The organism is Cellvibrio fontiphilus (assembly GCF_042646205.1).
Lineage (GTDB): Bacteria > Pseudomonadota > Gammaproteobacteria > Pseudomonadales > Cellvibrionaceae > Cellvibrio > Cellvibrio fontiphilus_A.
In genome coordinates this window covers 583,633-608,986 of record NZ_JBHRTF010000004.1, presented here as the reverse complement: position 1 = coordinate 608,986, position 25,354 = coordinate 583,633, and the positions used below count along the sequence as shown (strand labels likewise).

20 protein-coding genes are annotated in these 25,354 nt (G+C 51.3%); 11 read left to right on the top strand and 9 right to left on the bottom strand.

Features of this window, described 5'->3' with window-relative positions; genetic code table 11:
- Positions 1-34: 34 nt before the first annotated feature.
- Positions 35-442: a GNAT family N-acetyltransferase gene (locus ACFODX_RS11270; RefSeq protein WP_378119117.1), complete on the bottom strand. Its 408-nt coding sequence runs from the start codon at positions 440-442 to the stop codon at positions 35-37.
- A 459-nt stretch (positions 443-901) separates the two neighbouring features.
- Here ACFODX_RS11270 and ACFODX_RS11265 point away from each other — a divergent pair, with 459 nt between their 5' ends.
- The 5 genes from ACFODX_RS11265 (at position 902) to ACFODX_RS11245 (ending at position 4,769) form a co-directional block, all read left to right on the top strand.
- Positions 902-1,564, top strand: a complete 663-nt coding sequence (locus ACFODX_RS11265; protein ID WP_378119115.1) for an SDR family oxidoreductase — start codon at positions 902-904, stop codon at positions 1,562-1,564.
- A 138-nt stretch (positions 1,565-1,702) separates the two neighbouring features.
- Positions 1,703-2,713 carry a Gfo/Idh/MocA family protein gene (locus ACFODX_RS11260; RefSeq protein ID WP_378119113.1) on the top strand — a complete coding sequence of 337 codons (1,011 nt, stop codon included), beginning with the start codon at positions 1,703-1,705 and terminating at the stop codon, positions 2,711-2,713.
- Between the two features lie 39 nt (positions 2,714-2,752).
- The gene (locus tag ACFODX_RS11255) at positions 2,753-4,057 is read left to right on the top strand and encodes an NAD(P)/FAD-dependent oxidoreductase (protein ID WP_378119111.1); all 1,305 of its coding nucleotides are present in this window, start codon (positions 2,753-2,755) and stop codon (positions 4,055-4,057) included.
- Positions 4,058-4,177: 120 nt separating this feature from the next.
- A complete protein-coding gene (locus ACFODX_RS11250) occupies positions 4,178-4,495 on the top strand; it encodes a type II toxin-antitoxin system RelE/ParE family toxin (RefSeq protein ID WP_378119109.1) in 318 nt (105 codons plus the stop codon).
- Positions 4,482-4,769: a helix-turn-helix domain-containing protein gene (locus tag ACFODX_RS11245; RefSeq protein ID WP_378119107.1), complete on the top strand. Its 288-nt coding sequence runs from the start codon at positions 4,482-4,484 to the stop codon at positions 4,767-4,769. Before ACFODX_RS11250 ends, ACFODX_RS11245 begins: the two co-directional genes overlap by 14 nt.
- Here ACFODX_RS11245 and ACFODX_RS11240 read toward each other — a convergent pair whose 3' ends face one another.
- The 4 genes from ACFODX_RS11240 to ACFODX_RS11225 form a co-directional block, all read right to left on the bottom strand.
- Positions 4,770-5,288 (bottom strand): GNAT family N-acetyltransferase, encoded by a 519-nt coding sequence (locus tag ACFODX_RS11240; RefSeq protein WP_378120091.1) that lies wholly within the window; start codon positions 5,286-5,288, stop codon positions 4,770-4,772.
- Positions 5,289-5,410: 122 nt separating this feature from the next.
- Entirely contained in the window at positions 5,411-6,445 is a 1,035-nt protein-coding gene (gene lipA / locus ACFODX_RS11235) for a lipoyl synthase (RefSeq protein ID WP_378119105.1), read from the bottom strand.
- A gap of 124 nt (positions 6,446-6,569) precedes the next feature.
- Positions 6,570-7,148 carry a lipoyl(octanoyl) transferase LipB gene (gene lipB / locus ACFODX_RS11230; protein ID WP_378120089.1) on the bottom strand — a complete coding sequence of 193 codons (579 nt, stop codon included), beginning with the start codon at positions 7,146-7,148 and terminating at the stop codon, positions 6,570-6,572.
- A 70-nt stretch (positions 7,149-7,218) separates the two neighbouring features.
- Positions 7,219-7,491, bottom strand: coding sequence for a YbeD family protein (locus ACFODX_RS11225; RefSeq protein WP_324258399.1), 273 nt, complete (start codon positions 7,489-7,491; stop codon positions 7,219-7,221).
- Positions 7,492-7,776: 285 nt separating this feature from the next.
- On the opposite strand from ACFODX_RS11225, the gene ACFODX_RS11220 reads away from it, so the two are divergent.
- The 6 genes from ACFODX_RS11220 (at position 7,777) to ACFODX_RS11195 (ending at position 15,061) form a co-directional block, all read left to right on the top strand.
- A complete protein-coding gene (locus ACFODX_RS11220; protein ID WP_378119102.1) occupies positions 7,777-8,481 on the top strand; it encodes an RDD family protein in 705 nt (234 codons plus the stop codon).
- Positions 8,482-8,498: 17 nt separating this feature from the next.
- Positions 8,499-9,506: a stage II sporulation protein M gene (locus tag ACFODX_RS11215; RefSeq protein ID WP_378119100.1), complete on the top strand. Its 1,008-nt coding sequence runs from the start codon at positions 8,499-8,501 to the stop codon at positions 9,504-9,506.
- Positions 9,503-11,194 carry a DUF4129 domain-containing protein gene (locus tag ACFODX_RS11210; protein WP_378119098.1) on the top strand — a complete coding sequence of 564 codons (1,692 nt, stop codon included), beginning with the start codon at positions 9,503-9,505 and terminating at the stop codon, positions 11,192-11,194. The genes ACFODX_RS11215 and ACFODX_RS11210 overlap by 4 nt, the downstream gene beginning before the upstream one ends.
- On the top strand, positions 11,191-12,603 hold the full coding sequence (locus tag ACFODX_RS11205) for a DUF4350 domain-containing protein (protein ID WP_378119097.1): 1,413 nt from the start codon (positions 11,191-11,193) through the stop codon (positions 12,601-12,603). The genes ACFODX_RS11210 and ACFODX_RS11205 overlap by 4 nt, the downstream gene beginning before the upstream one ends.
- Complete coding sequence (locus ACFODX_RS11200; protein WP_378119095.1) at positions 12,600-13,625, top strand: AAA family ATPase; 1,026 nt, start codon at positions 12,600-12,602, stop codon at positions 13,623-13,625. Before ACFODX_RS11205 ends, ACFODX_RS11200 begins: the two co-directional genes overlap by 4 nt.
- A gap of 89 nt (positions 13,626-13,714) precedes the next feature.
- The gene (locus ACFODX_RS11195; protein WP_378119093.1) at positions 13,715-15,061 is read left to right on the top strand and encodes a DUF58 domain-containing protein; all 1,347 of its coding nucleotides are present in this window, start codon (positions 13,715-13,717) and stop codon (positions 15,059-15,061) included.
- A 65-nt stretch (positions 15,062-15,126) separates the two neighbouring features.
- On the opposite strand, the gene ACFODX_RS11190 is transcribed toward ACFODX_RS11195, so the two are convergent.
- From ACFODX_RS11190 to ACFODX_RS11175, 4 genes are all read right to left on the bottom strand, one after another.
- Positions 15,127-15,999 (bottom strand): hypothetical protein, encoded by an 873-nt coding sequence (locus ACFODX_RS11190; RefSeq protein WP_378119091.1) that lies wholly within the window; start codon positions 15,997-15,999, stop codon positions 15,127-15,129.
- 48 nt (positions 16,000-16,047) lie between these two features.
- Entirely contained in the window at positions 16,048-16,686 is a 639-nt protein-coding gene (locus ACFODX_RS11185) for an Lcl C-terminal domain-containing protein (protein WP_378119089.1), read from the bottom strand.
- A gap of 416 nt (positions 16,687-17,102) precedes the next feature.
- On the bottom strand, positions 17,103-18,434 hold the full coding sequence (locus ACFODX_RS11180) for a DUF1552 domain-containing protein (RefSeq protein ID WP_378119087.1): 1,332 nt from the start codon (positions 18,432-18,434) through the stop codon (positions 17,103-17,105).
- Between the two features lie 17 nt (positions 18,435-18,451).
- Entirely contained in the window at positions 18,452-25,279 is a 6,828-nt protein-coding gene (locus ACFODX_RS11175; protein WP_378119085.1) for a starch-binding protein, read from the bottom strand.
- Between the last annotated feature and the right edge of the window lie 75 nt (positions 25,280-25,354).

Genomic DNA, 25,354 nt, shown 5'->3' with positions numbered 1-25,354 from the left:
CAGGCTCACTGGTTTTCTACCACACTCGCTTGTATTAATGCTCTGTGCCGGAATACACCCACATTGGCTCTGTTTTTCCAGCACGAACAAAACCAACAGATTTGTAAAATTCAATGGCATTACCATCAGCAGTTAACATTTGCTGATGGAAATCGCCGTAAATGGAATTCATTGCCGCAACCATTTTTCTACCTATACCTTGCCTTTGAAATTTAGGATGTACAAGCATATGAGGATAGTAGACAACCAAATGTCCGTCTGAAATGGCATTAGCGATACCAACTAGAGAGCCTGAAATTCTAGCGGTAACCAAGGTGTGTGAATTTCTCAGCGCAGGCAAAAGCTGATTCGGCTTGTCGGCAGAAGACCAGTTATTTAAGCGATATAGCTCAACAACTTCTTGCTCTTCAATTACACCGTTAATTTCAATCTTAATTTCCATGATTAGCTTTCTACATGATTTGCATAACGAAACCGCAAAAAAATTCAACACCCTCTGAATTCACCTACAGCTAACTGATTAATAATTAATTGGCAAACTTTGCCCAAGTGTTTTCCAATTTGCAATCGCTCCATATCCGATAAGTAAATTGGGCGCTAAAAAATTGGCATACGGCCCGCAAGCAAAAAATGATGCCGATTTTAAACGCCATAACTTAGGATAATTGCGCGTAGCAGGCTAATTAAATTTGCGTTACATTTATATCAGAGGGGCTGAATGTTACAAGCCACTGCGTGGCTAGATTAAATATTTACAGCGCGGCAATACGCAAACGATTTAGTTCTGCCAAATGATGGAGCGGCTGGTGAAATTCGCCGTAAAAAGTTAGTGCGCGGGCTTTTTATCCGCACCCTGTGCCCATAAATACTCCTTACTTTTTATGAACGCGGAGACTGACCTATGAAAACAGCTGTTATTACCGGAGCCAATCGCGGCATCGGCTTGGCTTTGACTCAAACTTACATCGCTCAGGGCTGGCAGGTAATTGCCATTTGCCGCTCCAGTTCTGCGGAGCTGGACGCTGCGGGTGCCCAGGTTATTAGCGGGGTGGATGTTACCGATGGCGCGGCGCTGGCAACACTTGCGCAACAGCTCAAGGGTAAATCCATCGATTTATTGATCAACAACGCCGGTATTTTCCAGCATGAACAGCTGGGCAATATCGATTATGACTCGGTGCAGCAACAATTTTTGGTGAACGCCGAAGCGCCCCTGCGCGTGACTGAGGCGCTGCTGGGCAATTTATCGCGCGGGGCCAAAATTGCGTTTATCACCAGCCGCATGGGTTCTATTGCCGATAATACCTCGGGCGGTTATTACGGCTATCGCATGTCCAAAGCGGCGCTCAACGCTGCTGCCATGTCCCTGGCGCGCGATTTGAAACCGCGCGGTATAGCCGTGGCGATTTTGCACCCGGGTTACGTGCAAACGGCGATGGTGAATTTTGGCGGCGATATTTCCGCCACTGAATCGGCCCAGCGCCTGAACCAGCGCATCGCTGAGCTGACGCTGGAAAATAGCGGCACCTTCTGGCATTCCAATGGCGAGGTTTTGCCTTGGTAATCTGCGTTTTAAACGCGTAATTTTTCCCTCGCCATTTACCACGCGGCTCACGCTTTGAGCCGCGCTTGGGCTACACTGACCACACATTTTCCGCACAATTATTTGCCTCGGCCGCCCGGCCGCATCAAGGAACAGCCTATGTCTACTACTTCAGCACAAGCTGCAAAAATCCGTTGGGGTGTACTGAGCACCGCTAAAATTGGCCGCACCAAAGTTATCCCTGCGCTGCAACACTCTACCCACAATGAAGTGGTCGCCATTTGTTCGCGCGATGAGCAGAGCGCGCGCAAAGTCGCCGATGAATTGGGTATTGCCCGCGCCTACGGCAGTTATGAGGAATTATTGGCCGACCCGGAAATTGATGCGATTTACAACCCACTGCCCAATCACCTGCACGTGGATTGGTCGATTAAAGCACTGCAAGCAGGCAAACATATTCTGTGTGAAAAACCCCTTGGGCTTAATGCAGATGATGCCCAGCGCCTGCTGGAGGCAGCCGAGGCTTACCCGCAGTTAAAAGCCATGGAAGCCTTTATGTATCGCTTTCACCCGCGCTGGAAAATTGCCAAAGCGCTGGTTGACTCCGGGCGCATCGGCAAATTGCTGAGCCTGCATTCGCACTTTTCCTACAACAATCGCGAGCCACAAAATATTCGCAACAATGCGGATATGGGCGGCGGTGCATTAATGGATATTGGCTGCTATTGCATTTCACTGTCGCGCTGGCTGTTTAACGCCGAGCCAAGTCAGGTAGTGGGCCACATCACACCCTATGAAAATTACGAAGTGGATTGTTTAGTGTCCGGCGTTTTGGAATTTGATGCTGGCAGCGCAACATTTACTGCATCAACCAAAATTGAAGCGCAGCAATTTATGGAAGCCTACGGTGAAAACGGCAGCATTTTATTGCCCATTCCATTCAATCCAGCCACTGAAGGCGCCACCGAAATTCACATTAAAAACAATGGCGAAAGCGAAACCATTATTGTTCCACCGAGCGATCACTATCGCGAAATGGTGGACGCTTTTGCACTCAGCATTATTAACCAGCAACCTGTGCCCACCCCCTTGAGCGATGCAATTAATAACATGCGTGTTATCGACTCGGTATTTGTGAGCGCCGCCGAAGGTCGCTGGATAGCGCTGTAATCGCTCACCGTTTTTTTAACTTGAACTGCAGGACTGAGTATGCAAACACAAAAACCACGCATTGTTGTTGTCGGCGGTGGTGCTGGCGGACTGGAACTGGCCACCAAACTGGGCAATAAATTAGGGCGCAAAAACAAAGCGGAAATCACCCTGATTGACCGCAATACCACGCACTTGTGGAAACCACTGCTGCACGAAATTGCCGTTGGCACTATGGATGAAGATGTGGATGCGGTGAGTTATCGCGGCCACGCCAATGCGCATCATTTTTTCTTTCGCGTAGGCACTATGGTGGATTTGGATCGCGAAAAGCGCGAAGTCGTATTAGCGCCCATGCAAGATGAAGAGGGCGTAGAGTTTTTGCCCTCCACGCGCATTCCCTACGATTATTTGGTGATTGCACTGGGCTCCATATCCAATGACTTCAACACCGCAGGCGTAAAAGATCATTGTTTATTTCTGGACAGCCCAACCCAGGCGCATAAATTCCACACACGACTGCTGAATAAATTTTTGCGCATCCAGCGTGTGACAGGTGAAGACGACAATGTGCGCATTGCCATTGTGGGCGCAGGCGCAACCGGTGTAGAACTTTCTGCCGAATTGCATCACGCCGTGCATGAAATTCACAATTACGGTTTTAATGCCGTCTCTAACGAACACCTGCATGTCACACTCATTGAAGCAGGCCCACGTATTTTGCCCGCACTGCCGGAACGCATTTCCGGCGCGGCGCACAGCGAGCTGGTAAAAATTGGGGTGGATGTAAAACTCAACACCATGATCACCTCCGCTTCCAGCGAAGGCTTGCACACCAAAGACGGTCAATTAATTGCCGCTGATATTATGGTCTGGGCAGCGGGTATTAAAGTGCCGGAATTTATGGCCAATATCGCTGGGCTGGAAACCAATCGCATCAACCAATTGCATGTAAATGAGTTTTTACAAACCACGCGCGATGCAAATATTTTTGCCATTGGCGACTGCGCCCAATTCACCAATCCCGATGGCAGCCGTGTGCCGCCGCGTGCGCAATCGGCGCACCAAATGGCGAGCACTTGCTACAAAAATATTATCGCGCTGCTCAACAACAAACCGCTGCAAGCTTACAAATACACCGACCACGGCTCGCTGATTTCGCTCGCGAGTTATTCCACCGTCGGCAACTTAATGGGCAACCTGAGCAAAGGCAGCATGTTTATTGAAGGCCGCTTGGCGCGCGTGGTGTATATCTCACTCTACCGCATGCATCAAATCGCCATCCACGGCTTGATCCGCACGGGATTAATTATGTTAGGCGGGCGCTTAAACCGCTGGTTACGGCCGCGTTTGAAATTGCATTGATTTTTTTGTTTTGAAATACCAAGGCGGAGTTGCGCAAGCACTCCGCCTTATTTTTTTCCCATCCCCAGGAAGATTCCTGACACCTCTTGTCTTACTACGGCAAAGCCGTATAATCAAAACATGATCTTTATTGAAACCACCTTATTTACCAAACTCTTGGCTGAATACCTCACGGATGAGGATTATCGAGGCCTGCAAAACTATTTATTGCAAAAACCAGATGCCGGAGACGTAATACAAGGCTCTGGTGGAGTCCGCAAAGTTCGCTGGGCACCGGCAGGTAAAGGAAAAAGTGGTGGGGTTAGGGTTATTTATTATTGGAAAAAGTCTGAGCATGAAATTTGGATGTTGACCCTATATAGCAAATCGGAACGCGCAACTATTGCAGGACATATCTTGAAACAAATTGCAGAGGCTATAGACCATGAAAAATCGTGATATCGGCGCAGAAATTTTGGCAGGAATTCATGAAATCAATGAATTCAAAAAAGGTAAAGTGCAATTAAAGGTAACTGAACTCTCCGAGCCTTCAGCACCACAAGTGATCCGCTCAAAACTAAACTTATCGCAATCCTCTTTTGCCGGATTGCTCGGCGTGAGCGTTCGCACATTACAAGATTGGGAACAAGGCAGACGCAGCCCGCAGGGCCCGGCAGTTGCACTACTGAGAATTGCAGAACAGCAGCCTGAAGTTTTTGCCAAGCTACATTAATTACAAACTCACCCGCATCACATTCACCTGCCGCCCACCCAATTTGGTGCGGCGTACAATTTCCCAGCCACGTTTTTGGTAGTAGTCGGTGTAGTCAGTGGCGGAGAGCCAGAGTTCTTCCAAGCCTAAACTCTGCGCGTAATCTTTGGCGGCATCAATTAATTGATTGCCTATGCCCTGCTCGCGATAATTTTCCTGCACAAATAAATTGCTCAGCCATACCGGTGATTCAGTGGTGACCTTGGGCATGCGCTCGCTGCTGCGATAGGTGTAATCCACCAAACTCACACAGCCAACCAACTGATTGTTTTGCAAGGCGATGAGGGTTTTGGGAATGTGATTGTCACGCACGTGCATAACCAGGCGCTGTTGACGTAAGGCTAAGCTGGATTTTAATCCCTGACGTTCACATTCCTGATGGTGCCACTGGGCAACTTGAGCAAAAAATTCCGGCCGGGATTCCAGCGCGCAGAGTTTGAGGCTCAGATCTTTTTTGACCGCCGATAATTTCACTATCATCACTCGAAGCGAGAAAATAACACCGTGTCATCCGCGACACAGCAGGGTTAAATTGGGACAACCGGCAGAGACAAAAAACTCCCGGCTAGCGGGAGTTTTTATTCGCCGACACCGCGCCGTTGTTAACTGGTTTTGGTTTCACCAAACCATTTAACATCTTCACCGTGGGCTTGTTTATCGGCGTGATACGACGAGCGTACCAGTGGGCCACAGGCGGCGTGTTTAAAGCCCATCTCTTCCGCGAGTTGGGTGTACTCGGCAAATTCGTCGGGGTGCACAAAACGCTCAACCGGCAGGTGGTCTTTGGAGGGCTGTAAATATTGGCCAATGGTGAGCATGTCGATGTCGTGCTCACGCATGTGTTTCATCACTTCAATAATTTCTTCTTTGGTTTCACCCAAACCTACCATCAAACCGGATTTGGTGAGTACGTCCGGGCGGCGCGCTTTGTATTGCTTGAGCAATTGCAGCGACCACTCGTAGTGCGCACCGGGGCGAGCTTGGCGATACAGGCGCGAGACGGTTTCCATGTTGTGGTTGAACACGTCGGGTGCTTCTTTTTCCAGAATGTCCAGGGCTATATCCATGCGGCCACGGAAGTCCGGCACCAGCACTTCGACTTGCAAATTGGGGCTGAGGGCGCGGGCTTCGCGGATACAATCGGCAAAGTGTTGCGCACCGCCATCGCGCAGGTCGTCGCGGTCTACCGAGGTAATCACCACGTATTTCAAGCGCATTTCCGCGATAGCTTCGGCCAGTTTGCGCGGCTCCTGTTCATCGAGCGGGTTGGGTTTGCCGTGGCCGACATCGCAGAAGGGGCAGCGACGGGTACAAATGTCGCCCATGATCATAAAGGTTGCGGTGCCGCCGCTGAAACACTCACCCAGATTGGGGCAGTTAGCCTCTTCGCACACCGAGGAGAGTTTGTTTTTGCGCAGGATGGATTTAATGCGATCCACCTCTGGCGAGGCGGGAATACGCACCCGAATCCAATCCGGCTTGCGCGGCATTTCCTCGCGGTCGCTGGCAATCACCTTGACCGGAATACGCTCTACCTTGTCGGCATCGCGCAGCTTTTCGCCCTGTTTGTAACGCTCGGTGCGTTTAACGGGTTGCAGTTCGGGAACAAAAGTCGATACGGGTGGAAGATCTGACATAGGAATCTCTTTGCTGTGTAGGTTGGATAAGATGCGAGCCCAGCGAGCAGCGACATCCGACGGTGTTGGTAAATGTCGGATGTCGGCACTCGTAAACTCGCGCCTCATCCAACCTACTGCGACATTAATTGGCGCGCATTGTACAGGTTTCATAGCCCAATTTCCGCGCAAATTCCGCGACCAGTTGGGCTTGCACCTGCTCCAGTGCAGGCGGGTTGGACAATAAATCGCGCATTTGGGTCATGGCCAAGCCCTGGTAGCCGCAGGGGTTGATACGCTGGAAGGGCGCCAAGTCCATATCCACATTGAGCGCCAAGCCATGAAAACTACAACCGCGCCGCACCCGCAGCCCAAGGGAGGCGATTTTATCGCCATTTACATAAACCCCCGGCGCATCCGCCTTGGCGGCCGACTCAATGCCGTAGTACGCCAGTGTGGCAATAATGGTTTGCTCTATGCGTGTAACCAGCTCGCGCACGCCAATGTTAAGGCGACGCAAATCCAATAGTGGGTAGGCCACCAACTGACCGGGGCCGTGATAGGTCACCTGCCCGCCACGATCAGTCTGCACCACGGGAATATCGCCGGGGAATAACACATGCTCCGCCTTGCCCGCCTGCCCCTGGGTAAACACTGGCGGGTGCTGCACCAGCCAGAGCTGATCGGGCGTGTCAGGCGTGCGCTGGTTGGTAAAGTCGGTCATGGCTTGCCAGCTGGTTTGGTAATCCTGCTGGCCGAGGTTGATAACCTCCAAAACTGCGGGTGCCGCCAAGTTACATCACCATTTTAATGCTGCGATTAATGCGAAGATCCTCGTGGATAGCCGTGAGCTGCTCCACGCCGGTTGCGGTGATCCACACGGTTAACGAGTGATAGCGCCCCTTGCTGCTCTCTTTAATGCTAATGCGCGTCTGGTCAAAACCCGGTGCATGGCGCTCCATAATCTCCACCACATAGGTATGCAACTCAGGCCCCGCCTCACCCAACACTTTGATGGGGTAATTTTCACAGGGGAACTCAATTTTGGGGGGCTGTTGGTCAGACATAAAACTTCCCGGCAGTTGCAGGTCGCGCGCGATCTGCGGTGATAAATAAATAACTAGGGTATAAACGATGCGTGAGTCAAAAACTGGCGCGAATTATAGCCCTTGTATGGGGGCAAAATCGCCTTTCTCAAGCGCTATAGCGCGGTTTTGGCTATTCAGGCATAGGCTTATCCGTTATGCTCGCGACAACCATAAGCGCCCAAAAAGAATAAATGAGGCGTCAACACTGTCTGGGTATTAGCGCCCATTGGCAGACCAAAGGACAAGTAAAAAGGATCGCCAGCTGTGCATTCACCCGCTGACAACCCCGCTGTGTTACTCGACACCCGCAATGCCATAGAAACCCCGGAAGGTGCGCTTTTGCCCCTGACGCCAGCGGGTTTTATGGCGCGCAGCCTGGCGCAGATTATCGACTTGCTGTTTCGCGGCACCATCATCTTTGTGGTTTTTCTGATCTTCTCCATTTTTGGAAAAATGGGTAGCGGTATCGCGCTGATTTTGGTGTTTGTACTGGAGTGGTTTTACTCGGTGTATTTTGAGGTGATGCGCAATGGCCGCACACCGGGCAAAAAAATGTTGGGCATCCGGGTAGTGAATGACGATGGCACGCCCATTACCTTTGGCCCCTCGCTGCTGCGCAACCTGTTGCGTGTGGCCGATTTCCTGCCGATGTTTTACCTCACCGGCATTATCGCCAGCCTGTGCAATCGCCAATTCAAACGCCTGGGCGACCTGGCCGCAGGCAGCATGGTGATTTACGACACTCCCAAAAAACAACCGGTGGATTTTGACGTGCGCGGCCAGCGCCCGGTGCCCGCCGATTTCTCTACCGACGAACAGCGCGCCCTACTCGCTTTTGCTGAACGCAGCCGGTTTTTATCAACCGAACGGCAGGAAGAACTTGCCGCCTTATTAGTGCCAGTGCTTGGCGCAAAAGAGCCAGTCACCCACATCAAACAAATCGCCAACACCCTGGTGGGCAAATCCTGACGCAGTGAAGAACAACAATGAAACAAGGACAATTTGAACAAACCTACCAACCCTTGTGGGAACTGCTGGAACAGCAAATTCTTGCACTGGAACATCCCAAACGCAGCTTGTCGGCCACGGAGTTAAACGATTTTGCCAGCCGCTATCGCCGCCTGTGCCACTTACATGCCCTGGCAAAAGACCGCCATTATTCGAGCCATTTGGTGGATCACCTGGGCGATTTGGTGGTGCGCGGCCACCAGCAACTCTACTGTCGTAAACAACCGTTTTGGCAGCAACTGATCCGCTTTGTAGTGGCCGGTTTCCCGCGTTTGGTGCGCGAGCAACAGCGCTACATTTGGTGGGCAACCGCGCTGCTTTACCTGCCGGGGGTAATCCTTTATTTGGCGATTTTGTGGCAACCGGATTTGGTTTACACCGTCACCTCGCCCGCGCAGGTCAGCAGTTTTGAAGAAATGTATGACCCGCAAAATCGCACGCTGGGCAGCGCCCGCGAGTCGGAAACTAACGTGCAGATGTTTGGTTTTTATATTCGCAACAATATTGGAGTGAGCTTCCGTACTTTTGCCTCGGGCATTTTATTTGGCGTCGGCTCAATATTTTTTCTGGTTTACAACGGTTTATTAATGGGCGCCGTGGCCGGCCATTTAACCAACGCTGAATTCACCCAAACCTTTTTTAGTTTTGTGATAGGTCACGGCAGTTTTGAATTAACGGCGATTTGCATATCTGGTGCCGCGGGTTTGCTGCTGGGCTATTCACTGCTCGCACCGGGCAACCTCACGCGCACTGAGTCGTTAAAACGCGCGAGTAAAATCGCTATCCAATTAATGTATGGCGTGATTCTTATGTTGCTTGTCGCCGCGTTTATTGAGGCATTTTGGTCATCCAACAATATTCTGTTGCCCTGGCAAAAATATTGGGTAGGTGGTTTTTTATGGACAATCGTCATCGCTTATTTTGTGTTTAGTGGTCGCAGCCTGGATTCGCGTATTGATCTGGCGACAGAAGGAAAAGATGCATGAATCTGGATCAGGTCACCTTGGAAATTCGCCCGCGCTCTGCATGGGAGGCGGTAGACCTGGGGCTGCTGATGGCCAAACGCTGGTGGCTGCCGATGATGAAAGTCTGGCTGCTGGCAAGCGCGCCATTTTTTGCATTGGCTCTATTTATACCGGCCACTTATTTTTGGGCAGCTTTTTTAGTGCTCTGGTGGTTTAAACCGCTGTATGAGCGCCCCTTGCTGCATATTCTTAGCCGTGCAGTATTTAATGAGTTGCCCAGCACCCACAGCTCCTTGCAACAATTTCCACGGCTCGCGCTGCAACAAATTTTTATGAGCCTCACACTGCGCCGGTTCAGCCCTACGCGCGCTATGGATTTACCGGTAGTCCAACTGGAAGGCTTGGCCGGGGCGCGGCGCCAGGCGCGTATTTCACTCCTGCACCGGGAAGATTCCGCACCCGCCGGTTGGTTAAGTTTTATCGGTTTACAGCTGGAAATTTATCTCGCGCTGGGAATGATCAGTTTGCTCTGGTCAATGATTCCCAGCGAAGTAGAAATTGAATGGGCCAATCTGTTTTTTAATCAACAAACGGCGCAACTCAAATACCTTCAACTTGCACTCTGGTACTTGGCTCTGGGTTTGACGGCGCCATTTTATGTGGCCTGTGGATTTGCACTCTATTTAAATCGCCGCATAAAACTGGAAGCCTGGGACATAGATATTGCCTTTCGCCGCATAGCCGAAAAACGCAAGCACATGAATTCACAGTCACCGCTGATTTCTACGTTGGTTGCACTGCTGCTCTGCAGCGGTTTGGCTGGCACCATGCCAAATACCAGTTATGCCGATGAAGCGCTTCCGGTGATGGAAAGCAGCGATACCAGTGGCAACAACAGTGACAGTGACAGTGACAGTGACAAACATAACGCGCCCGCTATTAGCGAACCAACCCTGGAGGAATATCAGGAGCTGACACGCGAGCAAGCCCGCGATGCGATTACCCAGGTAATGCAGGGCAGTGAATTTAGTCGCAAAGAAATTAAACGCCGCCTTACTTATATAGAACCCGAGGAAAAGGAAAATTGGCTCACCAAATATCTGGATGAAAAGTTTGGTGACTTTTTTAAAGACTGGGATGATTTTCGCGGTTTTGGCTATGCTGCTTCCGCACTGGAAATTGCACTCTGGGGCGCGGTGTTGTTATTGATCGCTTTATTGGTGTACCGCTATCGCCATTGGCTAGCCGCGCAATATGTGCGCATTGCTCCACCCAAAACACCCAGAGTTATTCCGCAAACTCTGTTTGGTATGGAAGTTACACGCGAATCGCTACCCGAAGATATTGGCCAGAGCGCACAGCAACTATTGGCGCAGGGCAATAGCCGCGCGGCACTGGCATTGTTATATCGCGCCAGTTTGTTTCAATTAATTCATCGCGGGGTGGATATTCACGAAGGCCACACCGAAGGCGAATGTGTGCAGCTTATGATCGAGCTTTTTAGCCAGGATGCGCCTCTTCATAAAAATCAAAACCAAAATAATCAATCAATGCAAATTGATTATTTCGCCAAGCTCACCCGCCATTGGCAGCAACTGGCCTATGGCCATCAATTGCCACCTGGATCCCTTGCCGAACAGCTCTGCAATGAGTGGAACGCTTGCTGGCTGGCCGACCAATCTGCCGCCACTAAGGCAGGTGTAAAATGAAAAACCTGTCGCTTCGTCAAATAACCTTGCTCGCCATTTTTGCAGCTGTTGTACTCACGGGTTTAGGCTATTGGGCCTACAACAGTTTTCGCTGGGAAGAAAAAGAAATTGACCATGGCTACTCCACCGAAGCCAAACAAAATGATTTTCTTGCCGCCGAAATTTTTCTGCAGCGCCATGGTGTAAGCGCAACCAGTATTAAAAATCTCAGCCTATTGGAAAACCACCGCTGGCGCGGCCAGGCCTTGGGGCCAGATGACACCATAGTGCTGGTCAATGCCAACAAAACGCTGAATCAGGATCGTTATGACCGGCTTTATGAATGGGTTGAAAACGGCGGCACACTTATTGTCTCCACCCAAAACCCCTACATTGGTGCCCACACCAATCAGGAAGATTTATTGCTGCGCGATTTTGGTGTCACACCCGCGGTGGATACGACCAATGATTTTGCTGAAAAACTGTTTGATGTGTTTGACAACAAGGATCAACAAGATGACGAGTCGGATGAAACCAATCAAGCCGATGAGCAGGACACTGATCTCAAAAATGATCAAGAAATCGATCCGTTAAAAGATAATAAAAATAAAACAGCAACATCCAAAACGGACGAAAAACCGGAAAACCACTATCGCTGTAACCTCGACAAAGAACCAACCACCGTTGAGTTTGCCGATGAGGCCGCGCCGCTCGCTTTTGATTTTAGTCGCCACGATCCATTTACGTTTTACGATGACAGTGATGAAGAGATTGATGACGAGGAAATGGAAAGCAATACAGAAACGCTAGCCGGGGAAAGTGAAGCTACCGCAGAAAAAAATACCGACAACACATCGCACATGTTGTATTTCGATGTGGGCACTGGTGGCATCACTATTACCAGCGACACTAGTATTTGGACTAACCCGCGCATCGACTGCAGGGATCACGCCTACGCACTTTGGCGACTGGTCAATCACAATGGCCGCGTGTGGTTTCTAACCAATCAGGATGCCCCTTCGCTCACCAGCATTATCTGGCGCAATGCGCCCTACGGCATTATCGCCGCACTGCTTGCCCTGGTACTTTGGCTGTGGGCCAAAAGCCAGCGTTTTGGCCCGGTGTTTAGCGCCGCTCAAACAGCGCGCCGCAGTTTGGCGGAACACATTTATGCCAGCGCCATGTTGCTCTGGCGCAACCAGCAACACCCTCAGCTGCTCAACTTATTGCGCCAGCAAATTATTCAGCGCCTGCAGCACCACCCACAAATTTTTGCAGCCAGCCAGCAAGAACAACTGATTTTTTTACAGGAATTAACCGGCATTAACCGCGAGGCAATCCAGCGCGCGCTTTACGCCGATAATCTGCATCACCCACAGGACTTTGCTAACGCCATAGCCCATTTGCAAACCATCAGGAAGCAACTATGACCGAATCATTTGAGCTGAATAATACCAGTGACAAAAACACCAGCACTGGCGATGACAATACCCAACAACGTTTACAACAAGCGAGCAACCTTGCCAATAATTTATTGCAAGAAATTAAACGGGTATTAATCGGGCAGGATGCAATTATCGAGCAGGTGCTGATTGCGCTGATTGCACGCGGCCATGTGTTGATTGAAGGTGTTCCCGGCCTTGGCAAAACCCTGTTAGTGCGCAGCCTGGCCAAATGTTTTGGCGGGCAATTTTCGCGCGTGCAATTTACGCCGGATTTAATGCCCAGCGATGTTACCGGTCATGCCATGTTTAACATGGCCAAACAGGAATTTGAAATTCGCAAAGGCCCGGCCTTCACTAACTTGTTGCTTGCCGACGAAATTAACCGCGCGCCGGCCAAAACCCAAGCGGCATTATTGGAAGTGATGCAGGAAGGCCAAATTACCATTGAAGGTGAATCCTTTAAAACCGGCGAACCCTTTATGGTATTGGCAACGCAAAACCCGGTTGAACAAGAGGGAACCTATCCACTGCCAGAGGCAGAACTGGATCGCTTTATGTTGAAGGTGATTATTGATTACCCGAGCGAAAGCGATGAGCAATTGATGCTGCGCCAAGTGAGTTCACAAGCCCAGGGTGGTTTTGGTCTGGAGCATATTCGCACCTTGTTAAAACCTTCCCATGTATTGAGCCTGCAAAAAATTGCAGAGCAAATTACGGTGGATGAACAAATTCTCCACTATGTGGTGAAACTGGTGCGCGCAACCCGCAGCTGGGCAGGCATAGCACGCGGCGCTGGCCCACGCGCATGTATTGCATTGCTCGCCGCTGCTCGCGCTTATGCACTCTTAAATAACAATGCGTTTGTCACGCCAGACGATGTGAAAAAAATGTTTATCCCAGCCTTGCGCCACCGTATTTTGTTATCACCGGAATTGGCGATTGAAGGCATAGCCGCCGAGCGGATATTGAATAACATCTTGTTGCAGGTGGAAGCACCGCGCAATTAATAGTTGGTCAGTGCTGTAGGTTGGAAGAGCGCAGCGACTTCCGACACTCGCCCCCGAAACAACCGCCCAACATATCGCATGGAAAATGTATGCGCAGAAAGTGGATTCCTAGCTCAACATTAATCGCCGCCTTTGCGCTATTGGGCGCGGCGATTTTTATTAACGCCTTCAGCCAAGGTTATTTTAACCTTGGCCTTGCTAATTATTTACCTGCGACATTATTTGGCGGACTGATCATTATCGTGCTGCTGGATTTTATTTTATCGCGCCGCTTGCCACCGGTAGAGATTAGCCGCGAAGTGGCGGGCAACCTTGCGGTGGATAAATGGGCGACAGTAACACTGCGCATTAAACACGGCTTTCATCAAGCAACACACATAAAAGTATTTGATGGTGTCCCCAATAGCGCCGACCACCAAAACCTACCCTTGCACATAGAATTGCAGCCGCAACACCACAGCCGCACGGAATATCAATTGCGCCCACTGGTACGCGGCGCCACCGAAATTAATCCAGCGCACATAGAATTTGCCAGCCCTTTGGGCTTATGGGCAATCCGCTATTGGACTGGAGATGTCACCCCGATAAAGGTCTACCCGGATTTTGTTGCTATAGCCAACTACAGCATTCTGGCCACTGAAAATCACACCAGCCAAATGGGTATTAAAAAACGCCAGCGCCGCGGTGAAGGCATGGAATTTCATCAATTGCGCGATTACCGCGATGGCGACAGCCTGCGCCAATTAGATTGGAAAGCCACCGCGCGCCGGCAAAAATTAATGGCGCGGGATTATCAAGACGAACGCGACCAACAAATTGTATTAATGATCGACAGCGGCCGCCGCATGCGCGCCAAAGATGACGAACTCAATCATTTTGACCACGCGCTTAACGCTATGTTATTGGTGAGTTATATCGCCCTGCGCCAGGGCGATAACATCAGCCTGCTCAGCTTTGGTAGCGAGGGCAACCAAAAACACCGCTGGATTCCACCGCAAAAAGGCGTGGAACGCATTAAAAATTTGCTCAATGGTATTTACGATTTACAACCCAGCCAAGCGACAGCAGATTACATAACCGCCGCCGAAAAACTTAGCATACTGCAGCCCAAACGCTCACTCATTATTCTAGTTACCAACTCACGCGACGAGGACAACCAGGAATTACTCATGGCAGTAAACCTGTTAAAAAAACGTCACTTGGTGATGGTCGTCAATATCCGCGAACAAATCCTCGACCAACTCACCGACACCCCCGTCCGCGACTTTGACGATGCCCTGCACTACGCCGGCGTGCAACAATTTATCCACCAACGCAACGAAAGCCACCAACAACTCACCGCCTCCGGCATCTACGCAATAGACTGCACCGCCAATGAATTAGCCGTGCGAGTGGCAAATGCCTACTGGGAAATTAAAGGGGCAAGGGTTTTGTAGTGGATTATTGGTAGGGCTACACGATTATTACCACACATAAAATATCCCTCTTGAGGGATCTAACTTCATTTTTTCATATAAAAAAATAGAGCAATCACAACCATCACAATAAAAATTAGCTTAAAAGACATTTGATTTTTTTGAGCATTTTCACCCTCAAACTTAACTGCTGCATTTCTGCTGTCCTTAGCTAATTTATCACCAGAAGAATAATAATGATCAAATACCAATTCATCAGGATTTTCACCATCGGCCACTTTGTTATTCATGATTGAACTGCTAGACAGGGAATCAGAATCATCGAAAGACGCGGATAGAACGGAGGAATAACTGGAACTATTGGTTAATGATCTTATTTTGGTGGCTTCAAAGTCTTTTTTATGGATAGTCGATTCATCATAAGCTGGTAAATACTTTTTAAAATTCTGCTCATAGGTTTCACCCGACGAAGACGACCTTACCTCTTCAACCCAATTTTTCAAATGTGCGTTTTTATCATTCACTACTGGCTCTTTATCACGCCTCATAGTCTCACTGATAAGCTCAGATAGAAGCTCATAATCCTGCTTTGACATAGCAACCCAAGATTTTCCATCACTTAATATGTGATCACCAACATACAAGGCTCGTGAGCCAAACTGGCTAACCATATGCATTTCATGCCACGCACCAATATCTTGAATAGAAAAAGCTGGATCAAACGACTCCATGCGATGCACGTATTTTATTAATAAATCATAAAACAGGCTGAAATAATGCTGCGAATCATATGGGCTATTTGGGCGACCGTTATAAACCTGCCCTTCTGGCGTAAAGTGAATAATAAATTCAGTGTACTCATACTTGAACCTTTCCTGCTCAAGATCAGCAAGGCTCTGCATAGGTGTAAATACAACAACCAAAAACAATAGCCATTTTTTTATTGTGTTAACTGCCATAGAAAAATGCTCATGTAGTGACTACTAAATCTATTAGCCAAGTTGCTTTTACAAATCGCCATTAAGGCTAGCGCCGCTAACCAAACGAACAAAAACAAATTCGGTTTTAGTCACATCATTGACTTTACCGATAGCAAAGTTAACCGCCCATGCATTGAATTCGCTGTAAGCAAAACCTTCACGAGTCCAGTAGTAATCACTTTGGGTATAGGGAAAATACCGGGTATCTACGGCGGGATTGTATTGATTGGGCAGAATGATCGTTTGCAGCTCGGCAATACTCGGCAATTGCCATGTAGAGCTGCCACAAAACTGCAATCTATTCACAACCCTTGCTCGCACACTTGCAGTGCAGTTTTCTGTGTCATCTGTAGTTTTCCCTGCAACATAAGGGCAAGTTTCTGGCTGCATATTATTTTCTGAGGGCTCACTCCAGCGATAGTGCAGGTCGTGTGGCATGCCTATATTATGCTCCCACAACAGTTGGGTTTTAGTGTCATAGACACAAGCCCATTCACTGGCATCATCAGCAAGTACTTTGCCGGAAATATCTATTTTTATAAAACGCCGATTGCGATCCTGCTCTTGCAATTGTTCATTGTGTGGCATTGCTGATTCAGTTTGCGCTAACGATGGCGAGCTTGATGCTATTCGTTGTTGATCATCGCCAGGCAAGATTTGCGACATGGATGGCTGTCGCGTTATTTTTTGCGGCTGCTGTAGTTCATTTTCATTTTGTTGTGAAGCACTTGTTTGTGACTGTGGCGCGCGAGCTGATATTGATGCTTCGCCGGTAGATTCGAGCGGATGGGTTTGTTGAGCAACAACCGGATTCATTGCAGTGATTTGTACACTTGATGCGATTGGTTGAGCCGAAGGCAAATAGCTCTTGTCAGATTGAAACTCAATAAAATAAAAAGCCACTACAGCAGTGCAAATTCCTACCGACGCCCAGATTAATGCTTTCCTCTGCACACGAACCTCCATGATTGCGATAACAAGCTGGCAAGATTAATACATATCCCAAGTAATAGCTGAAAAAAACAAAAGCCCACTCACCATAACAGCGAGTGGGCTTTTTCAATGGATGCAAGAATAAAAACCTAACGCAAAAACCCGCTAATTCCCCCATAACTATTGCCGTAGCGATTCCAATTCAAGCCAAAGGCTTTGGCGATATCCAGATACAAATTGGACATGCCGATATTCATTGCGTCTATGGCTCTGCCGTTTTGGATGGCGCCGCCGGCGCCGCCGGCGACGTAGATGCCGGGGTTTTCTTGTTGGTGGTTGCCGCCGCCGACTTCTGACATCACCAGTATTAACGTGTTATCGAGCAGTGAGCCGCCGTAGGCAGCATCGGGGCGGGCGGCGAGTTCGTCCATGAGGTAGGCCACCATCATGTTGTACCAGCGGGTTTGTGAATCAAACAATGAGGATTCATTGTGTGAACTCACATGGCTGCGAGTTTCGTTCCAGTTGAGGCGTGCACCGGAACCATATTCGCCCATGTAGGGGCGCACACTGGGGAAATTAATTTTTAGGGATTCATCCTGCGCGCCCATAAATTGAAAACTGGCGGTGCGGGTGATGTCAGCCTGGAAGGCCATGGCGATGTTGCGCATTTGTGCCTTGGCGATTAATTCCGCATCGTCATTCACGCCGGTCATACCTATGGTGGGGCGACTAAAACCAGTGCCATTACCCAAATCCAGGGTGCTGGTGAGTGTGCTCTGGTAATAATTCAAAGCCTCTTCATGGCTCAGCAATTTGCCCTGCTGTTGCACGTTAAGCACGTTGGCTTGCAGCAAATCCAAATTTTCATGCAGGCTTTCCAATACTTTTTTACGGCGTTCGGCATCCGGGTCTGGCGTACCGCTACTGCTGCCGACTACATCCGCAAGCAGATTGTCGTACACCTGCTGCGGGTTGTCCGGCACCTGGATTTTTACTCCATTTTTATCGGTGAAGGGCAAATACTCCGAACCAATGGCGCGACTTGACCAAACACCCACGTGCATATTTTTGGTGAGGCGCCCGCCGAGCGCTTCACCTATAGCCACATCAAAAGACGGTGCGCGATCCACCCCGCCGGAAAATACCGCGCGACAGGCTTCCGGGTGACCGGAGCTGCCGCCGTGACCGACGTAACTTAAGTTTTTAAACGCCACCACTTTATTGATGTGGTTATTTAAATGTTGCAGCGGGCTGGTATCAAAACTGCCGCTACCCAATGCGCCAACATTGTAAGAATGCCATTTATCGCGCACGCAACCGTTGGGGTAAAACACCATCACAAATCGCTTGGCGCCACCGGTTTGTGCAAACACATTGGCCGACAACATAAACTGGCTGGTGAACGCGGTGGTTAAACCGGCCTTCGCAAGAGTGCGGAGGAAATCGCGACGTTGCATTTTATTTTTTAAGATATTCATGCGGATGTCCTCGGCAATTATTTGCGCAAAATGTAGTTTTTGGTTTGGGTGAATTCCACCATCAAGTCCAACAGGTTGGCGTTGCTGGCGTTTTTGAAATCACGTCCAAATACTTGCAAGGTACAACTGTCACTGGCCTCTTCGCGCTGGCCGCGCGCGTAGCGATACCACTGGCGCGCATAACAGGCTTGCGCATTGGGGCTTTGCGCGAGCAGCTCGGTCAGCTCATCCATACCGTGATACATGGTCACAGGTTCAGATTCGGACAAATAAGTTTCCGCCGAATTCAGGCTGCCAATTTCACCCAGTGAGTTGATGGCTTTTACCAGACCGTTGTCGGTGGTTTCGGTGGTGACATACAAGCCGAGGGCGTTGTAATTCTCCAAACCAAAACCTATGCCGTCGATGTACTGGTGACAGGACTCACAGCCCTGCTGCAAGTGCGCGTTTTCAAAGCGCTCACGCACCGTGAGGCTCGGGTCTTCCTGCGGCTTCAGCTCCGCACCAACCGGTGGTGGCGGGAAGTCCTGACACAGGAGGCTGCGGCGCACAAACAGACCGCGTTTCACCGGGTGGGTTTTCTCTGACGCGGATTGGATCGCCAGAATACCGGCATGACCCAATACGCCGCGGCGCTCGGCGTTCACGCCGCTGTAATCCACCCGCTGCACACCACTGCCGCCCGGCCAGGTCAGGCCGTAGTGGTTGGCCATCTGCTGGGTCATGTAGCTGTAGTTAGCGGTGAGCAGGTCTTTGTAGTTGCCGCCGCCAAATACAGTGCGCTTCACAAACTCAATGGTCTCGGCCTTCATGTCCGCTTTGAGGCTGCTGCTAATGGCGGTGGTTTTGATCTCTTTATCCAAATCCAACCAGCCAGTGATAAACCGCTCAAAGGCAACCTGCGCTTTGGGGTCTTGCAGCATGGCGCGCACGCGGGTGGCGATTTGCTCCGGGGTGCTCAACTGACCGGCATCGGCTGCGGCCATAAGGCTCGCATCCGGCGTAGTCGCCCAGTAGGTGTAGGACAGCAGTGTGGCAACTTCATAGTCGGTCAACTCGTAGTAGTTGCCCTTGGGCACACCAACTTCCGAGCGATAGAGCATGGCGGGCGAGGACAAAATCGCCGTGAGCAATGCCAGATCACCTTGCGCTGTGTGCAGTGCGACCAGTTTGGTCACCTCGGTTGAACTCAGTGGGCGACGGAAGGCGCGCTTGCCAAAGTTCTGCACAAAACAGGTCGCATTGCTGCAGCCGGGAGTGAGGCTGTAGAGGTTAGTGACCAGTGCGGCGGCGGCTTCTGCGGCCAGTACGTAACCCTTGGCGTAGTCGTTGGTGAACACGGCATTGGCGTTGGTTTTAAAGCCGTTAACCGCCAGATCCGCCGGGATGCGCCCGCTGGTGACGTCAATGTTGCTGGTCAAGCCCAACAAATCGCGCACTGAGTTGTTGTATTCCAGCGCCGACAGCAAGCGGAAGCTACGGTCTTGCGGGATCACATCCTCAAGACTTTCGGCATCACACACACCGGCCGGTGGCAGTATGGCGTCCGCCAGAATCATGGAAGCGATGCTAGTGGCGCAGCTGCCGGTGCAGGTGCCAAGGCTGGTGCCGCCGGTATCTTTAGGCATGTTAGTGGCGATGTAATCCGCCAGTTGTTGCTGGGTATAGCGGCTCGCCAAGGCTTGATTGCTGAGTTTGTAGGTGCCGCTCAAACCATCGCTACCATGACAGGCAACGCAACCCTGACTTTGGTAATGGCCGCGCGCCACTTCATGCTGGTCGGTCACGGTATCAAACACCGCGAGCAAGGTCAGCGACAGCGCATTGCCAACCACCATTTTGGTATCGGGCTGGGTGACATCCAACAGGTAAGCAGCGCCTGTGCCCTCCCAGTGTACAAACTGCATACCTGGGCCGGCGGGGTTGGCTTTGATGTCCAGCAGGGTGCCGGCCACAAACAACTTGCCACTCAGGTTGCCGCTGGTGCCGATGCTCGCGGTGCCATTACCCACCTGAATCTGGGTGCCGGTTTCCACGGCGGCAGCGGCCGGCTCAGCAGCGAGCCAGGCATTGTCGTACCAGCGCGGCTGCGCTTGGGTCACGGTGAGGTTGGCGGTTTGGTTGGCGCCGGCGTTGCTGAAAATCAGGTTGGTAACACCGCTGCTATTTGCCCAGCTGGCGGGGATTACCAAGCGCAGCCAGCCGGAGCCATAGGCACTGGCCACTTCGGTGACTGCCGCACCCGGCCAAGGGCCAGTGCGCGCGGTTTCCACGCCATTTTGGTTGGTCCAGACGTAGGCTGAAACCGTGCTCCAGGTAGCGGGTTTTTTCACATACACATACTGCCCCTGCCCCAAACCCGTCACTGTGTAGCTGGTGGTCAAATCGCCATAGAGCGCGCTTATGGTCGCGGTGCCGGCAGTGGTACCTGCCGTTACCAAACCAGTGGCGGAGACATTAGCCACCTGAGGGTTACTGCTCGTCCAGACCACGCGCGAGGTCATGCCCTGCGGGCCATTGGCCGCCGTTGCTACCAGTGCCAGCTGGTGGGTTTCGCCCGCCAGCAAGCGCAGGTTGGCGCGCCCCACAATAGTGAGTGCCGTGATGGGGTTGGACGGCGGTACTACCTCCAGGGTGATGCTATTGCTAAAGCCTTCACTGCTGGCGGTGATGGTCACAGTGCCGGTAGCCAGTGCGGTCAGGTTGATAGACGCACCGGTTTTGCCGGCGGTAGAGATAATCGCCGGGTTGCTGGAGCTCCAGCTCACCTCGCCCACGGCGGGCAGCTGGGTGCTGTTGCTGTACACCATCGCCAAGCTCAGGCCGATGACTTCATTCACCTCGGCGCTGGTTTTGGTTGCACTCAGGGCCACACCGGTTTGCACCACATCCACACCCAGCGCGTTGATCCAATTGCGGAACAGGGCTTCGGCTTGGGGGTTAGTCACGGTAGAGCCAAAGGGCATACGCATACCCGACCCGGTCTGGTATTTGTAGATATTGCTGTTGGCCGGAATGCCCGGAATCACCCGGTTGTTTTGGCTCATAACACGCATGGATTCCAAAGCGGTATCAAAACGCAGATCCATACCGCCAGAGGTGCCGGCGTGACAGTGGGCGCAGTTCACATCCAAATAAGCCTTGGCGCGTTCGGTCAGGCTGGCGCTGCTATCTGTGGGTGCCGCGAAATGTGCGTAGCTGCTGGCATTGCCAATGGCGCTGCTGAACAGGCCGATGCTATTGAGCACTGTCAGTTGGTTGGCGTTAACGCCCTGGTAATCAAAGCTGCCATTGAGCTGACGGCTGCTTAGCGCCAAGGGGGTCAACTGGCCTTCGGTATTTTTATGACAACCGCCACAAGTGCTGCCGGTTTCCACTTTACGGGTGACGTTCACTGAACCACCGTCAGGTACCACTGCCGATTCGGTAACCAGGTCAGCTTCGGTGCCAGCACTGTTCCAGTAGTAGTTAGCCGCCTGCCAGCCGGTTTCCTGACGGAACAACACCGAGGTAGTAAAAGGCTTGTTCGCATTGGTGGCAGTCGCAACGGCAAGGTGTTTTACCACTACCGAACCGACCGGCAATGACCAAAGCGCCGTGGGGTCAAAGCCCACCTTGCTGCTGTTGGGCAGAGCGATGAAGTGACGCATCTTGCCGCCATCGAACCAGCCACCGCTGTTGAGTGAGTACTCAATAACCCCGTGTGCCGGGATCTGGTTGGTCAGATCAGCAAACAGGCCAGTTGCCGAGAGCTTGGTAGGAATCTGGGCGGTTGCCACATCATCATCCACCATTTTGAAAATACTGGATGGCCCACCCAGCTCGCGGCCGTGGCTGGAGATCAGCAGGTTTTTCTGCAAATCCTTACCAATGGACGAGATGTAATAGGGGAAGGCTTCGCTGATCAGCTTTTTCGCCTGACCGTCATTGCTGACTGACCAGAGGCGCTTGGTGACGTAATCGCCAAAAATAAAGCTGCCATTGAGCGCCGGTAATTGGGTGCCGCGATAGACAAAACCACCAATGATGGACACACCGGAGGTGCGACCATAACCCTCGCGCGGCGGTACATAGTCGGTCAGGCAGTTTTTACCGGCCGCACCACCCAGTGCTCCACGGTTGCGAGTGCCTTCACACACCGGCCAGCCATAGTTTTGGCCTTTGGTGATGATGTTAACTTCCTCATAGGCCAGATCAGTGTCCTGCCCGATTTCGGTTTCCCACAAGGTGTAGGGTGCATCGGTATCAAACGCCCAACGCCAGGGGTTGCGATGCCCCATGGACCAGATCTCTGGCAAATAGCCAGCTTGACCCACAAAGGGGTTGTCTGCCGGTACGCTGTAGTACTTGCCATTTACCGGCGTAGCCAGTGGCTGGATGCGGATAAACTTGCCGCGCAGGGTAGTCGGGTCTTGCGCGCTGTTGTTGTGGCGGCGCTGGTAAGGATCGCTCGGCAGCGGGTTTTGCGGGAAGGCGCTGTGACCATAACCGCCCTCGCCTATGCCCACATAGAGGTAGCCCTCGGTGGGGTGGAATTGCATCATGCCGCCTTTGTGGTCTTCACCCAGTTGCGGGATGCGCAGCAGCTCAACCTTGGAACCGGCAGAAGTGGGGTTGGCCGGGTTATCAACTGTCCAGCGCTCGATAATCGCATCGCCGGTTTTACCGCCCACAATGCCATCTGTACGCGGATAGAAGTTATCCGTCTCACCAAAAATGTAATAGATGTAAATAAAACCGTTGCTGGCATAGTTGGGGTCAAAGGCCATGCTGAGCATGCCGGACTCGTTGTTGTTGAGCACGGTCGCTTTGATATCGAGCAGCTTGCGCACTTCGCTCGCCACTACCGATTCCTTGTTGGGGAAGGCGTAGATGGCACCCTCTTTATCCACCACGTACACCAAGTCATTCAGGCCATCGTTAGTGACCATCACCGGTGAAAAGAAGTAGGACTCCAGCGCCGGGAAGGCATTCACAAAACGGTATTTACCGCTGCTCACGGTGCCATTGATGGGGAAGCCCAAGGGCGCAGCCAATTGTGGGCGCTCAGGCAAACCTTGGGTGGCGGCAACCACGTTGATCACCATGGTATCGGTAGCCGTGGCGCCATTGGCAGCGGTCAGGGTCAGGGTCACGGTGACATTGCCAGTGTTGGCCAGTACCGGGGTGACCACTTGCTTGCCCACCAGCGCACCTGTCCAGGCCGGGCTAGTCCAGCTGGCAGTGGTGTATTCACCGGTTGAGGCCGCGGCAGAGAGTGCCTGACGGGTGTTCTGGTTGGCTTTGCGATCCACACCCGCATTGGCCACCAGGGGCGTAGGCACACCACAGGCAGCCGGTGTTTTCCAGGAAGTGGTGCCAAAGTCATAACAGGTGTTAGGCGCGACAAAATTTAAATCGCCAGTTTTCGGGTTGCCATTGGCGCTAAATACCATGCCGGCAGACGTGAGCGAACCGGTGAACTGATAACTAAACAAATTGGAACCGGCACTCAACCGCTGCATAACAACACCCGGCCAAACACTGCCGGTGCGCGCGGGAACCGCGTTAAAAAAGTGCAGGTTTACACTCGCCCAGTTGGCGGTATTTTTGAAATACACAGTCGTGCTGGTGGCAGCAACACTGGAGGCAACGGCTGAGGAACTTACTACCGAAGAACTAACCGCAGAAGAGCTTGCTACCGAAGAGCTGGGCGCAACACTGGATGGTGCACTTGAAGAGCTAGGTGCAGCACTGCTGGACACAGCTACCGATGAAGACGCCGCTACCGTGCTAAAGCCACACTGTGCCAGAGTTTTCCAAACGGTATTTTCATAACAACCAGCGCCAGTAAATTTCAAATTAGCGCTTTGTGGTGCACCGGTGTTATTAAAAATAATATCCAGCGAGGTTGGCATAACACCAGTTACCAAGTCAGCGCTAAAGTCGTAACAATAAAAAACGCCACGCTTGGTCATACTCTTACCAGGCCAAGCGGGCAAAGGGCTCAGGGACCCAGCAGGAATTGGGTTCCAAAAATAAATTGAGGGGTTGGCGTAATTAGCGGGGTTGTTAAAACAAATTGAGTTGGCACTAATGGTTTGCGCTACCGATGAGGCCACACTTGAAGCAACACTTGTTGCAATACTGGATGCAATCGCCGAACTCACACTTGAGGATGATGCGGCGCTGGTCAGATAAAAACCGCACTGCGGCAAACTTTTCCACACCGCATTTTCATAACAACCGGCACCCGCACCTGAACCGTTAAACGTCAGGTTGGCAGTTTGGTTGGCGCCGTTGTTGCTGAAAATAACACCGAGCGATGTTGGCAAAACACCGTTTACCAAATGGCTAGCAAGGTCGTAACAAAAATAATTGCCCACCTTGGTCATGGCGCGACCGGGCCATGCCGGTAAATTGGACACCGCACCACTGGGTGTGGGCGCCCAAAAATAAATAGTCGGGTTAGCAAAATTATTGGGGTTGTTAAAACAAACACTGGTCGCCGCAACACTGGCAGACAACCTGACCGCTGAAATTGCTTTGCTGGTGTCGTTGAAAGCGATGTGATAATCACCCAGCGTCGCAATTAAAAAATCCTGCGCGGGATAAGCTTCATTCCAGTTATCCGTATAGCGGCTAACTTTGAAGCGCGCATTGGTGCCGGCAAAATTTTGTCGGGTTTCCCACAGGCCTGTTGCCGTGTTTTTGGTCATAGCGGTTGCCGACCAATTATTGGGCGTACCGCGAAAGTAAGCATTATTCCACTGCGCAAAACTCGCGTGGGAATAAGCTAAAGCAATCACACTTAACAAAAGAGTTAGCCACCCTTTTGCTGCAAAACAGGTTGATAACTTACGCATAGTATCTTCCTACCAGTAATCAGATAACCAACAGCGAACCGCCGGCACCTGAAAATATTTATTGTTATGTGAATT